This window comes from Paenirhodobacter populi, from assembly GCF_004022215.1.
GTDB classification, from domain to species: domain Bacteria; phylum Pseudomonadota; class Alphaproteobacteria; order Rhodobacterales; family Rhodobacteraceae; genus Rhodobacter; species Rhodobacter populi.
Genome location: NZ_SAUZ01000006.1, coordinates 179197 through 191616 on the forward strand (window position 1 = coordinate 179197; position 12420 = coordinate 191616).

At 66.0% G+C, this 12420-nt stretch carries 13 protein-coding genes; 6 read left to right on the forward strand and 7 right to left on the reverse strand.

Translation table 11 applies throughout. The features are described from left to right. Positions 1-7 precede the first annotated feature (7 nt). Both ilvN and D2T30_RS07590 read left to right on the forward strand, forming a co-directional pair. Complete coding sequence (gene ilvN / locus D2T30_RS07585) at positions 8-568, forward strand: acetolactate synthase small subunit (protein ID WP_128183601.1); 561 nt, start codon at positions 8-10, stop codon at positions 566-568. Between the two features lie 10 nt (positions 569-578). After that, positions 579-968, forward strand: coding sequence for an NUDIX hydrolase (locus tag D2T30_RS07590; RefSeq protein ID WP_241651216.1), 390 nt, complete (start codon positions 579-581; stop codon positions 966-968). Between the two features lie 412 nt (positions 969-1380). Here D2T30_RS07590 and D2T30_RS07595 read toward each other — a convergent pair whose 3' ends face one another. The 3 genes from D2T30_RS07595 to D2T30_RS07605 form a co-directional block, all read right to left on the reverse strand. Then, positions 1381-2097 carry an alpha/beta fold hydrolase gene (locus tag D2T30_RS07595; RefSeq protein WP_128208374.1) on the reverse strand — a complete coding sequence of 239 codons (717 nt, stop codon included), beginning with the start codon at positions 2095-2097 and terminating at the stop codon, positions 1381-1383. A 75-nt stretch (positions 2098-2172) separates the two neighbouring features. Next, positions 2173-2919 carry an alpha/beta hydrolase gene (locus D2T30_RS07600; RefSeq protein WP_128208375.1) on the reverse strand — a complete coding sequence of 249 codons (747 nt, stop codon included), beginning with the start codon at positions 2917-2919 and terminating at the stop codon, positions 2173-2175. A 63-nt stretch (positions 2920-2982) separates the two neighbouring features. After that, positions 2983-3696 carry a hypothetical protein gene (locus tag D2T30_RS07605; RefSeq protein WP_128208376.1) on the reverse strand — a complete coding sequence of 238 codons (714 nt, stop codon included), beginning with the start codon at positions 3694-3696 and terminating at the stop codon, positions 2983-2985. A 161-nt stretch (positions 3697-3857) separates the two neighbouring features. Between D2T30_RS07605 and thrS the strand changes: the two genes are divergently transcribed. Both thrS and D2T30_RS07615 read left to right on the forward strand, forming a co-directional pair. Next, the gene (thrS, locus tag D2T30_RS07610) at positions 3858-5804 is read left to right on the forward strand and encodes a threonine--tRNA ligase (protein ID WP_128208377.1); all 1947 of its coding nucleotides are present in this window, start codon (positions 3858-3860) and stop codon (positions 5802-5804) included. 223 nt (positions 5805-6027) lie between these two features. After that, positions 6028-6234 (forward strand): cold-shock protein, encoded by a 207-nt coding sequence (locus D2T30_RS07615; protein WP_128183613.1) that lies wholly within the window; start codon positions 6028-6030, stop codon positions 6232-6234. A 194-nt stretch (positions 6235-6428) separates the two neighbouring features. Here the strand turns inward: D2T30_RS07615 and D2T30_RS07620 are convergent, their stop codons facing one another. The 4 genes from D2T30_RS07620 to D2T30_RS07635 all read right to left on the reverse strand — a co-directional run bounded on the left by D2T30_RS07620 (position 6429) and on the right by D2T30_RS07635 (position 9507). Beyond that, positions 6429-6752 (reverse strand): arsenate reductase family protein, encoded by a 324-nt coding sequence (locus tag D2T30_RS07620; RefSeq protein WP_128208378.1) that lies wholly within the window; start codon positions 6750-6752, stop codon positions 6429-6431. Beyond that, positions 6749-7432 (reverse strand): ABC transporter ATP-binding protein, encoded by a 684-nt coding sequence (locus D2T30_RS07625; protein ID WP_164881679.1) that lies wholly within the window; start codon positions 7430-7432, stop codon positions 6749-6751. The genes D2T30_RS07620 and D2T30_RS07625 overlap by 4 nt, the downstream gene beginning before the upstream one ends. Then, positions 7425-8717 (reverse strand): lipoprotein-releasing ABC transporter permease subunit, encoded by a 1293-nt coding sequence (locus tag D2T30_RS07630; protein ID WP_128208379.1) that lies wholly within the window; start codon positions 8715-8717, stop codon positions 7425-7427. Before D2T30_RS07630 ends, D2T30_RS07625 begins: the two co-directional genes overlap by 8 nt. 91 nt (positions 8718-8808) lie before the next feature. After that, positions 8809-9507, reverse strand: coding sequence for a fumarylacetoacetate hydrolase family protein (locus D2T30_RS07635; RefSeq protein ID WP_128208380.1), 699 nt, complete (start codon positions 9505-9507; stop codon positions 8809-8811). Between the two features lie 149 nt (positions 9508-9656). Here D2T30_RS07635 and proS point away from each other — a divergent pair, with 149 nt between their 5' ends. Beyond that, the gene (gene proS / locus D2T30_RS07640; RefSeq protein ID WP_128208381.1) at positions 9657-10994 is read left to right on the forward strand and encodes a proline--tRNA ligase; all 1338 of its coding nucleotides are present in this window, start codon (positions 9657-9659) and stop codon (positions 10992-10994) included. A 60-nt stretch (positions 10995-11054) separates the two neighbouring features. Next, positions 11055-12329, forward strand: coding sequence for a mechanosensitive ion channel family protein (locus tag D2T30_RS07645; RefSeq protein ID WP_128208382.1), 1275 nt, complete (start codon positions 11055-11057; stop codon positions 12327-12329). Positions 12330-12420 lie beyond the last annotated feature (91 nt).

A 12420-nucleotide genomic window follows, 5' to 3' on the forward strand; every position in this document is an offset into this window, starting at 1 on the left:
GGGAACCATGTCCGCACTGAACATCAAGAAGGGCTCGACCTCGCATTCGGCCTATGACCTCAAGGACTACCACCCGGAATTGGAGCGGTCCCATACCCTCGCCGTGCTGGTGGACAACGAGGCGGGCGTGCTTGCCCGCGTGATCGGGCTGTTCTCGGGCCGGGGCTACAACATCGACAGCCTCACCGTGGCCGAGATCGACCATAAGGGCCACCGGAGCCGCATCACCGTGGTGACGCGCGGCACGCAGGCGGTGGTCGACCAGATCAAGGCGCAGCTTGGCCGCATCGTGCCGGTGCATCAGGTGATCGACCTGACCGTCGAAAGCACCGCGGTCGAGCGGGAACTGGCGCTGTTCAAGGTCAACGGCACCGGCGACAAGCGGGTCGAGGCCCTGCGTCTGGCCGATATCTTCCGCGCCAATGTGGTCGATTCGACGCTGGAGAGTTTCGTCTTCGAGATCACCGGCACGCCGGAGAAGATCGACGCCTTCGCCGAACTGATGCGGCCGCTCGGTCTCAGCGACGTGGCGCGCACGGGTGTCGCCGCGCTGCCCCGCGGCGCGTGAAATAGCTGGCGTGAACACGATCCACATCGCCTCCGCCATCATCACCCGGCCGGATGGCCGCGCGCTCCTGGTGCGCAAACGGGGCGCCACCGCCTTCATGCAGGCGGGCGGCAAGATCGACGCGGGCGAAACCCCGGCCGAGGCGCTGGCGCGCGAGTTGGGCGAAGAGCTGAACCTGACCATCGCGCCCGACGCGGCCCGCTTCGTCGGGCGGTTCGAGGCCCCCGCCGCGAATGAGCCGGACCATGTCGTGATCGCGGAAATCTTCCGGCTGGAGGTGGCGGACATGCCACTCTCCCCCGCCGCCGAGATCGAGGAGATCCGCTGGATCGACCCGAAGGCGCCGGGGGCGCTGCCTCTGGCCCCGCTGACGCGCGATCATATCCTGCCGAAGGTCTGACCCGGGGCCCGCGCGCAGGCGGAGAGGGAGCAGAGGGGGCCAGCCCCCTCTTTGCCTGACGGCAAATTCACCCCCGGGATATTTAAGGAAAGATGATGGGAGGAAGGGGCCGAGGCTGCGTGGGCCTCGCCCTCATGACAGCGATGTGGAACGAAATTCCCTCGCGAAACCAGCCGCAGGCGCGCCAATGTGGCTGTGGAGAACCGCATTCTCCGGTGTGTCGCCAGAACCGGGTTTCGATACAGCCTCGGCCGAGGCTGCGTGAAAACTCGCATCTGCGGCATGGTCGGAAAAGAAACGTCCCCAATTGACCATCAGGACAGCGCGGATTTGCATGGGATCTTCATGTTTGGCCGGTCGATAGGATGAAATCCTCCAGCGTCTTTCTCACACAGGCTCGGCTGAACCGGGGTCAGTCTTCCAGCGCCTTGCGGCCGACGGCGAACCATTTCGCCATGATCCGGGTGACCTCGTCCGGCGCCTCGATCGGGGCGAGGTGGCCGGCGCCGCGGATCAGCCGGAATTCCGCCATCCGCATCAGTTCGCACAGGATCTCGTGGCGGCGCGGCGGGCAGATCGTGTCGAACTCGCCGCAGATCAGCAGGGCACGTTGCCGGGCGGAGCGCAACGCGCGTTGCAGGTCAGGCCGCCGCATCAGCGCCCGCGATTGCCGCGCGAAGGTATCAGGGCCGAGCGCCGAGGCCATTTCCAGCATCATCGCCTGCGCGGTCAGCGCCCCCTCTCCGGGGCCGAGGGTGGAGGCGGGCACCTCTTCCAGCACGGCTTCGTCCATCCGGTTGCTCAACGCCTTGATGATCCGGTCCTCGCGCTGCGAGGCGAACTGGCTGCTTTCGGCCAGCGCGGAGACATCGACCAGCACGACTTCCGCCACCCGGTGCGGGACGCGGCGCAGGATCTCCATCGCCACGACGCCGCCGAGCCAGTGGCCGACCAGCGTGAACCGTTCCGGCAGGCGCGGCAGGATGGTATCCGCCATCTCTTCGATCGTGTCGCCTTCGAGCGGCGCGGTGATCACCACGCGCTCGGCCGAGAAATGCACGATCTGGTGCCAGAACAGCCGAGCGTCGCACATGAAGCCGGGAAGGAAGACCAGAGGGTCGGCCGACATTCTCTATCCTCGCAGAATTGGCGCATCGGGTTCTAATATCCGCAGACCCCCGCCGGGTGAAACCCCTTTCGCGCGTCAGCCGATGCGGGCGAGCACCTCAGCCACCGCGGCCTCGATCTGGGCCAGATTGTCCGGCGTGGAAAAGCGGTGATCCGCCCCCTTCACCAGCGTCAGCCGGATGTCGTCGCCCTCGGCATGGTCGAACAGGCGCAGTGCGGTCGCCACGGGCACCGAGGTATCCGCCGTGCCCTGCAACAGCCGCACCGGGAAGCGCAGGCGCAACGGGCTGCGCAGGACCAGCCGGTCACGCCCTTTCTCGATCAGGCGGCGGGAGATGCGGTAGGGTTCGCCGTATTCCGAGGGCAGATCGACATATCCCTGCGCCTCCAATGCCGCGCGCTGGATGGGGCTGAAACCGGCCCAGAAGCCATCCTCGGTGAAATCCGGCGCGGCGGCGATGGTGACGAGCCCGGCCACCAGTTCCGGGTTCTCGCGTGCCAGCAGCAGGGCGAGCCAGCCGCCCATCGAGGATCCGACCAGCACCTGCGGCCCCGTGGTGCAGGCGCGGATCGCGGCACGGGCATCCTCGAACCAGTCGCCGATGGCGCCATCCTCGAACCGGCCATCCGACTTGCCGTGGCCCGAGCAGTCGTAGCGCAGGAAGGCCTGCCCGCGCGCCCGCGCCCATTGGGCGAGTTCGACGGCCTTGGTCCCTTCCATGTCGGATTTCAGCCCATGCAGGAACACGATCCCCGGCCCCTGCCCCTCCTGTCGACTGACGGCGATGCGGCGGCCTTCCGGCGTGGTGATGAAATCTGTCATGGCGTCCTCCGGGTTGGGGCACCCTAACCCGCCCGCCGCGGCGCCGCAATCGGGCCGCCGGCGTCAGAACTCCAGCCAGAGGCCCAGCTTCAGATCCGTATCCTTGTCGTGGCGCAGATGCTTGCCCACCCCCGCCTCGACCGAGATCTGGCCGAATTTCTCCACCCAGCCGGCACCCACCCGGATCTGCGGGTCGATCACGCGCGGATCGGAATACTGGACCTGACCGAAGACCGCCCGCGTTTCGCGCAGGTTCAGCCCGACGGCCGCGTCGAGCTTGCGTTGTTCGCGGTCGTCCGAAACGGCACGGCGCAGCGTGGCATCGACCGTCGACCAGCCGCCGCCAAGCGCCGTGTCGAAGCCCATGCCCCAGCCAATCGCGGTCTGCAGCATGGCGTAGGTCGCCCCGTCGGCGGAGATCAGCCCCTTCGCAGCCAGCGGCGCCAGCGCCATTTCCGGCGTCAGCGCGTCATATTTCGAATGTTCGAGCCCGAAGCCAAAGCTCATCGCCACGCGCTGCGCACCCGAATCCCATACCGGCATCCGCAGCGCGGCATAGCCAAGCCAGCCCCCCTCCTTCGACTGCCCGGCGTCGAGCACGAAGGTCATGCGTTCGGAAATCCCGTATTCCGCATAGACCGATTCCCAGGCGCCGCTGTCGCGGATCTCGCGCCCGAAGGTCAGGAACAGATCGCCCGGCGTGCGCGGCCAGGGACCGGCGGTGGCGGTCTGCGTGGCCAGCCCGAGGGCGAGAAGGGCGAATAGGATACGGTTCATGGCCGCATTGGACGTGCGTGTGGTTAACAAAGCCCTAATGCAACACCGTAAAACACCGCCATTCCGCCCCGTTGACTTGGCTGCGGCGCGGGGGCATACCACCCGCCATCATAACCCGCAGCCGGGCGTTCCGTGGGCGCCAAAACGACGAGGAGGACGACATGTCCCAGATCACACTTACCTTTCCCGATGGCAACAAACGCGACTATCCCGCAGGCGTGACGGCCGGCGAGGTCGCCGAATCGATCTCGAAATCGCTGGCGAAGGCGGCGATCTCGGCGCAGGTCGACGGCCATCACTGGGACCTGCAATGGCCGATCACGCAGGACGCGCGGATTTCCATCAACACGATGAAGGATCAGGTGCCGGCGCTGGAACTGATCCGCCACGACCTCGCCCATATCATGGCGCGCGCGGTGCAGGAGCTGTGGCCCGACGTCAAGGTCACCATCGGGCCGGTGCGCGACTACGGCTGGTTCTACGACTTCGACCGGGCCGAGCCCTTCACGCCCGAGGATCTGGGCGCGATCGAGGCGCAGATGAAGAAGATCATCAACGCCCGCGATCCCGTCCGCACCGAGATATGGGACCGCGACCGCGCCCTGAAATATTACGAGGACCGCAACGAGCCCTACAAGGTCGAGCTGGTCAACCGCATCCCCGAGGGGGAACCCCTGCGGATGTACTGGCACGGCTACTGGCAGGATCTGTGCCGCGGCCCGCATCTGCAATCGACGGGTCAGGTGCCCGCCGACGCCTTCAAGCTGACGCATGTGGCGGGGGCCTATTGGCTCGGCGATGCCTCGCGCCCGATGCTGCAACGGATCTACGGCATCGCCTTCCGCACGCGCGACGACCTCAAGGCCCATATGACCATGCTGGAAGAGGCCGCCAAGCGCGACCACCGCAAGCTGGGCCGCGAAATGGACCTGTTCCACATGCAGGAAGAGGCGCCGGGCCAGATCTTCTGGCATCCGAACGGCTGGACCATCTACACGACGCTGCAGGACTACATGCGCCGCCGCCAGCGCGCCGATGGCTATGTCGAGGTGAACACCCCGCAGGTGGTGAACCGCAAGCTGTGGGAACAGTCCGGCCACTGGGCGAACTACCGCGAGAACATGTTCATCGTCGAGGTCGACGAGGAAGGCGCCAAGGAAAAGGTCATCAACGCGCTGAAGCCGATGAACTGCCCCTGCCATGTGCAGATCTTCAATCAGGGCATCAAGAGCTACCGCGACCTGCCGCTCCGCATGGCGGAATTCGGCTCCTGCGCGCGCTATGAACCCTCGGGCGCGCTGCACGGGATCATGCGGGTGCGCGGCTTCACGCAGGACGATGCGCATATCTTCTGCACCGATGACCAGATCGAGGACGAAACGCGGAAGTTCATCGAACTGCTGGCGCAAGTCTATGCCGATCTCGGCTTCACCGACTGGCGGATCAAGCTGTCCACCCGGCCGGAAAAGCGGATCGGGTCCGAGGAAAGCTGGGACCGGGTCGAGGCCGCGCTCGGCAACGCCTGCAAGCACGCGGGCTATGATTTCGAGCTTCAGGAAGGCGAAGGCGCCTTCTACGGGCCGAAGCTGGAATTCGTGCTGACCGACGCGATCGGGCGGGACTGGCAATGCGGCACCCTGCAGGTGGACCCGAACCTGCCCGAACGGCTGGACGCCAGCTATATCGGGCAGGACGGCAACCGCCACCGCCCGGTGATGCTGCACCGCGCCTGCCTCGGCTCGTTCGAGCGCTTCATCGGCATCCTGATCGAAAGCCATGCGGGCAAGCTGCCGCTGTGGCTCGCGCCGCGTCAGGTGGTGGTGGCCTCGATCGTCTCGGATGCGGATGGCTATGTGCTTGAGGTCGTGCGGCAGTTGCAGGCCCGCGGCCTGCGCGCCGAGGCCGACATCCGCAACGAAAAGATCAACTACAAGGTGCGGGAACATTCGCTGTCGAAAGTGCCCTACATCTTCGCCATCGGGCAGAAGGAGGTCGGCGACAAGACCGTTTCGGTCCGCCGCCTCGGCGAAACCCGGACGGAGACGGTGGCGCTGGACTCGATTCTCGACCAGCTTTCGGCGGAGTCGCTGCCGCCCGATCTGCGATAGGCGCGCCTGAGCGAAAAAATCGGTCAAAATTGGCCCCGGCGTGAAAGGTCGCTTCCTTTCACGCCTTTTTTTATTGATTTCTCGCTTTGCTGTGGCACGCTTTCAGGTGTGAACGCAGACTTTCCTACCGCTCCCTTCAACGGGGCAGCCGGAAGACTAGAAAGACCTGGCTGCACGGCTCGGCGGCGATTACGCCCCGGGAGGACTTGAAGGAGGAAGTGTCATGCCAACCGGAACGGTCAAATGGTTCAACACCACCAAGGGATACGGGTTCATCGCCCCCGATGACGGCGGCAAGGACGTGTTCGTCCATATCTCGGCCGTCGAACGCGCCGGGCTGAAGTCGCTTGCCGACAACCAGAAAGTCAGCTTCGAGCTGATTTCCGGTCGCGACGGGCGTTCCTCGGCCGGTGATCTGAAACTGCTCTGAGGCCGGCGCCTGAAGCTTGTGAGATGCCCGACAGACGGGTGCTGTTCGCTGCTGCGTCTTTCAAAAGTCACCGAACGGCCTGTCTGCCATTCATCTTTCCATAAATATCCCGGGGGTGAGCGCGGAACGCGCGAGGGGGCTGGCCCCCTCTCTCCTTATCCGCCCACGCCCGGGATCGCGGTTCTGGAACCCGCCTAAAGCCACTCGGCCTGCGTCTTCGCATCCCAGCCAAGCGTGAGCCGGTCGCCCGATTGCAAGATCGGGCGTTTCATCAGCGCGGGATGGGCGGCCAGCAGGGCTTCGGGCGTCTCGGCCCGTTCCGTCTCCGACAACCCGCGCCAGGTGGTCGAGGCGCGGTTGACCAGCCGGTCACCGAAAGCCGCCAGAAACGTCCCGATCTCATCCGAGGTCAGCGGCTCGGCCCGCACGTCGCGGAAGGTCACCGCCTGCCCCGCGGCTTCCAGCGCCTTCTTCGCCTTGCGGCAGGTATCGCAGGTGGGAATGCCGTAAAGGATCATGCGCTCTCCGTCAGTTGTCCGGCCTCCAGCCGCAGCACGCGGTCCATCCGCGCGGCGAGGTCCAGGTTATGCGTCGCGATCAGCGCCGACAGGCCGGTTTCGCGCACCAGATCCATCAGCACCGAAAACACCGTGTCCGAGGTCGCGGGGTCGAGGTTCCCGGTCGGCTCGTCCGCCAGCAACAGGCTCGGCCCGTTCGCCAGCGCGCGGCAGAAGGCCACCCGCTGCTGTTCCCCCCCCGACAGGGCCGAGGGCCGGTGCGTCACCCGGTCCTGCAGGCCCACCCGCGCCAGCAGCGCCCGCGCCCGTTCCCGCGCCTGCGCGCGCGACACGCCATTCGCCAGTTGCGGCAGGATGACGTTTTCCTCGGCGGTGAATTCCGGCAGCAGGTGGTGGAACTGGTAGACGAAACCCAGCTCGTTCCGGCGTGCCTCGGTCCGGCGGCGGTCGGGCGCGCCGGTCAGGTCGGCGCCGTTCACCAGCACCCGGCCGGCATCGGGCGTATCCAGCAGCCCGGCGATATGAAGAAGCGTCGATTTCCCGGCGCCCGAGGGCGCGACCAGCGCCGTCACCTGTCCGCGCGGGATGGTCAGATCGATGCCGCGCAACACCTGAATCTCGCCCGGCTGGCCGCGATTGTAGGACTTTTCCAGCTTTTCCAGCACCAGCACGTCATTCATAGCGCAGCGCCTCCACCGGGTTCATGCGGGCCGCGCGGCGGGCCGGGAAGATGGTGACGATGAAGCTCAGCCCAAGCGCCAGCATCACCGCCTTGGCCACGTCCCAGGGCTGCAGCTTGGCGGGCAGCGCGTAGATGCCGCGGATCGACGGATCCCACGCCCCGCCGCCGTTCAGCCAGTTCACGAAGGACATGACCTGATCGATATAGAGCGAAAAGACCACCCCGATCCCCACACCCATCGCGGTGCCGAGGACCCCGGTGAAGGCCCCGCACAGAAAGAACACCCGCATCACCGATCCCTCGGTCAGGCCCATGGTGCGCAGGATGCCGATGTCGCGGCCCTTGTTCTTCACCAGCATGATCAGCCCCGAGGTGATGTTCATCGTCGCGATCAGCACCAGCACCGAGAGGATCACGAACATCACGTTGTCCTCGATATCGAGCGCGCGCAGGAAACTGCCCGAGGCGTCGCGCCATGTCCACAGCATCGTCCCCGGCCCGCCCGCGTCCAGAATCTGCGGCATCCAGTCGTCCACCCGTTCCGGGTCGGTCACGTCGACGGCGATCTCATCCGCGCCGCCTTCGCGGTTGAAATAGCTCTGCGCCTCGGCGAAGGGCATATAGACGCGGGTCTTGTCGATATCCCACCGCCCGGCGGTGAAGATATAGACGACCTCGTAGGCATTCACCCGCGGGCTGGTGCCGATGGGCGTCTTCGCCCCGTTCGGCGACATCAGCCGCACCCGGTCGCCCAGCCCCACGCCCAGTTCACGCGCGAGTTCCGAGCCCATCGCGATGCCGCCGTCGAAGCCGTCGATGTCGCCGCGCCCGGTCTTGGGGTCCGCGACGCGGGGAATGGCCTTCAGGTCATCGAGCGCCATGCCGTAGACCTCGGCCACGTTGGAGCGGTCATTGAATGTCGCCATCACCTGCCCGCGGATCAGCGGCGCCGCGCTGGTCACGCCGGGGATCGCGCGGATCCGCTCCGCCCGTTCGGCATAGTCGCGCATCAGCGAGGAATAGATGCCGCTGTCGGGCACGACCTCCTCTGGCGCGGAATAGACGGTGACATGCGCGTTGGAGCCAAGGATCGTGTCGACGAATTCCGCCCGGAACCCGGACCGGACCGCCAGCGTGATGATCAGCGCCGCCACGCCAAGCGTGATGCCGATCAGGCTGATCCAGGTCATGACGGAAACGCCGCCCTCGGCCCGCCGGGCGCGCAGATAGCGCCAGGCGATCATGAATTCGAATGCGGAAAAGGGCGCTGTGCGTGTGGCCATGGACCGGCTCCTTGAAGTCGGCGAAAGCTGGCCTGCCCGCACCCGAAGGTCAAGACCATCCGGGCACAGGCTCCATCACGCCTGAGTGCGCCTATTCGGCCGGCGCGATGGTCAGCTCGATCGGGTCGAGCCCGTCGATGCCCCCGGTCAGCACATTCCCCGCCACGACCGGGCCGACGCCCGAGGGCGTGCCGGTCAGGATCAGGTCGCCGGGCGCCAGGTGGTAGTAATGCGACAGGTGGGACACAAGCTCGCCGACCTTCCACACCATGTCGGACAGGTGGGAATCCTGACGGCTCGCGCCATCCACCTCCAGATGGATGCGCTGGCCCGCGACGGCGCCGAAATCCGCGGCCTTGGTGATCGGCGCGACGACTGCGGAATTCTCGAAATCCTTGCCGAGATCCCAGGACAGCCGCTTTTCCTTGAACTGCGCCTGCAGGTCGCGCCGCGTCATGTCGAGCGCGCAGCAATAGCCGTAGATCGCCTGCTCCGCCTCGGCCGGCGTGGCGCGAAAGACCGGCGCGCCGATGGCGATGGCCAGCTCCATTTCATAATGCAGGTCGCCCGTTCCCGGCGCATAGGGCACGGTTTCGCCGCTGGCCACATAGGCAAAGGCGGATTTGGTGAAGTAGAACGGCGCCTCGCGTTCCACCTGCGCGCCCATTTCGGCGGCATGGGCGGCATAGTTGCGCCCGACGCAGAAGATGCGCCGCAGCGGGAAACCGGCGGTTTCGCCCTTCACCGGAACGACCGGCAGCTCGGGCGGGGGAAAGAGTGTCTGGGTCATCTGGTCCTCCGTATGGCGGCAGACTGCGCCGTTCCCCGGGCGTCGGCAAGGGCCATCATGCGCATCCGGCCCCTCGACGACGCTTGCCCGGACGGCCCATTTCCTCTAGGCCATTCGTCAACCCGAAAACCAGACATCGGATCCGCCCCATGCGCCTTTCCCGCTACTTCCTCCCCGTTCTCAAGGAAAACCCCGCCGAGGCGCAGATCGCCTCGCACCGGCTGATGCTGCGCGCGGGGATGATCAAGCAGGAGGCCGCGGGGATCTATGCCTGGCTGCCGCTGGGGTTCAAGGTGCTGCGGCGGCTGGAACAGATCGTGCATGAGGAACAGCAGCGCGCCGGGCATATCCCGCTGCTGATGCCGACGCTGCAATCCGCCGATCTGTGGCGCGAGTCGGGCCGCTACGATGCCTACGGCCCGGAAATGCTGCGCTTCAAGGACCGGCACGACCGCGAAATGCTCTACGGTCCCACGAACGAGGAGATGATCACCGACATCTTCCGCGCGCATGTGTCCTCCTACAAGGAACTGCCGCTGACGCTGTATCACATCCAGTGGAAGTTCCGCGACGAGGTCCGCCCCCGTTTCGGGGTCATGCGCGGGCGCGAATTCCTGATGAAGGACGGCTACAACTTCGACCTGACCCGCGAAGATGCGCTGCACGCCTACAACCGCCACATGGTCAGCTATCTGCGCACCTATGAGCGGATGGGGCTGACCGCGATCCCGATGCGGGCGGATTCCGGCCCGATCGGCGGGGAAAACACGCATGAATTCCTCGTCCTCGCCAATACCGGGGAATCCGAGGTCTTCTATGACGCGGCGGTGGCGGAGCTGAAACTGGGCGACCGTCAGGTGGATTACGACAACCGCGAGGAAGTCGCGGACATCTGCAAGGAATTCACCAGCGTCTATGCCCGCACCGACGAAACCCACGACGAAGCGCTGTTCGACCAGATCCCCGAGGAACGCCGCCGCGTCGGCCGTGGCATCGAAGTGGGCCAGATCTTCTACTTCGGCACCAAATATTCCGCGGCGATGGGCGCCACCGTCACCGCCCCCGACGGCACCAAGGTCCCGGTGGAAATGGGCTCGCACGGGATCGGCGTCAGCCGGCTCGTCGGCGCGCTGATCGAGGCGAACCACGACGACAAGGGCATCATCTGGCCCGAGGGCGTGACCCCCTTCCATGTCGGCATCGTCAACCTGAAACAAGGCGACGCCGCCACCGACACCGCCTGCGAGGCGATCTATGGCGCGCTGCGGGCCGCGGGCTTCGACCCGCTCTATGACGACCGCGACGAACGGGCGGGGGCGAAATTCGCCACGATGGACCTGATCGGCCTGCCGTGGCGGATCACCGTGGGGCCGCGCGGTCTGGCGAAGAACCTCGTCGAGCTGACCTCGCGCCGCACCGGCGAAAGCGAGGAAATGACGGCCGAGGCCGCCATCGCCCGCATCGCCGAGATCTACGCCGGGGTCTGATCCCCGCACCCACGGCCCCGCACCGCGGGGCCGGTCACAGCCAGCGGAAGCGACGAGAAGATGGACGAAATCCGGAGATTGTTCGCGGCCTATATCGCGTCCCATCCGGTGGTCGAAACGGCCTTCTGGCTGACCGCGCTGATCCTTGCGGCGGTGGTGGTCAATTTCGTCGTCAAGGTCGCGCTGGTGCGGATCCTGAACCGGCTCATCTCCGGGCTCAGCTTCATCAACGGGCCCGATCTGGTGAAATCGGGCGTCATCGCGCGGCTTGCCAATGCCGCGCCCGCGATGGTGATCGCCAGCTGGATCGACGCGGTGCCGGGGCTGCCCGCGGGCATCGCGCTGATCGTGCGGAACGTGGCGAATGCGTTCAACATCCTCGTCTTCGCGCTGGCGCTGACGGCGCTGCTGAAGCTTGGCGAAAAGCTCTGGCAGCAAAGGGCGAACGGCACCGGGCGTTCGGTCAAGGGCTATGTACAGATCGCCATCATCGTCGTCTATGTGATCGCGGCGATCCTGATGGTGGCGGCGGTCCTCGACCGTTCGCCGATGATCCTGCTGTCCGGGCTCGGCGCGCTGACGGCGGTGCTGCTGCTGGTGTTTCAGGACACGCTGCTGTCGCTGGTCGCCTCGATCCAGATTTCCTCGACCGATATCGTCCGGGTCGGCGACTGGATCGAGATCCCCACCATGAACGCCAACGGCACGGTGCGGGAACTGTCGCTCTATTCCGTGACGGTGCGGAACTGGGACAATACCTACACCACCTTCCCGGTGCGCAAGCTGGTGTCGGAACCTTTCAAGAACTGGCGCGGGATGCAGGAATCGGGCGGCCGCCGGATCCAGCGCGCGCTTTACATCGACCAGAACACGGTGCGCTTCCTCACCGATGCGGAACGGGCGGAGTTTTCGCATCTGCGGCGGCTGACCGATTTCATCGCCGAGCGCACGAAGGAAATCGACGCATGGAACGCCCGGCTCGGCCCGGCGGCGGCGATCCCCGCGAACCGCAAGCGGATGACCAATCTGGGCATCTTCCGCGCCTATGTGGAAAACTACCTGCGCGACCATGCCGCGATCCGGCAGGACATGCTGCTGATGGTGCGCCAGCTCGCGCCCGGCTCGGACGGTCTGCCGCTGGAGATCTACTGCTTCACCAGCAACACCGCGCTGGCGGATTTCGAGGCGACCCAGTCCGACATCTTCGACCACCTTCTGGCGATCCTGCCGGATTTCGGCCTGAACGTGTTCCAGGCGCCGTCCGGGCGCGATTTCTCCAGCCTGTCCTCCGATCTTCAGGCCGACCGCGCCGCCCTGGCCGCCCCCAAGGCCTGACCGCCACCCAAAGCGCCTCTCCCCTTTCGTGTTTCCACAAATATCCCGGGGGTGAATTGGCCGCAGGCCAAGAGGGGGCTGGCCCCCGGCC

Bases quoted from the DNA above. Each gene is read 5' to 3' on its own strand.
- ilvN (WP_128183601.1), top strand. From the start codon at position 8: ATGTCCGCACTGAACATCAAGAAGGGCTCGACCTCGCATTCGGCCTAT.
- D2T30_RS07595 (WP_128208374.1), bottom strand. From the start codon at position 2,097: ATGTCGGCCGACCCTCTGGTCTTCCTTCCCGGCTTCATGTGCGACGCT.
- D2T30_RS07600 (WP_128208375.1), bottom strand. From the start codon at position 2,919: ATGACAGATTTCATCACCACGCCGGAAGGCCGCCGCATCGCCGTCAGT.
- D2T30_RS07605 (WP_128208376.1), bottom strand. From the start codon at position 3,696: ATGAACCGTATCCTATTCGCCCTTCTCGCCCTCGGGCTGGCCACGCAG.
- thrS (WP_128208377.1), top strand. From the start codon at position 3,858: ATGTCCCAGATCACACTTACCTTTCCCGATGGCAACAAACGCGACTAT.
- D2T30_RS07615 (WP_128183613.1), top strand. From the start codon at position 6,028: ATGCCAACCGGAACGGTCAAATGGTTCAACACCACCAAGGGATACGGG.
- D2T30_RS07620 (WP_128208378.1), bottom strand. From the start codon at position 6,752: ATGATCCTTTACGGCATTCCCACCTGCGATACCTGCCGCAAGGCGAAG.
- D2T30_RS07625 (WP_164881679.1), bottom strand. From the start codon at position 7,432: ATGAATGACGTGCTGGTGCTGGAAAAGCTGGAAAAGTCCTACAATCGC.
- D2T30_RS07630 (WP_128208379.1), bottom strand. From the start codon at position 8,717: ATGGCCACACGCACAGCGCCCTTTTCCGCATTCGAATTCATGATCGCC.
- D2T30_RS07635 (WP_128208380.1), bottom strand. From the start codon at position 9,507: ATGACCCAGACACTCTTTCCCCCGCCCGAGCTGCCGGTCGTTCCGGTG.
- proS (WP_128208381.1), top strand. From the start codon at position 9,657: ATGCGCCTTTCCCGCTACTTCCTCCCCGTTCTCAAGGAAAACCCCGCC.
- D2T30_RS07645 (WP_128208382.1), top strand. From the start codon at position 11,055: ATGGACGAAATCCGGAGATTGTTCGCGGCCTATATCGCGTCCCATCCG.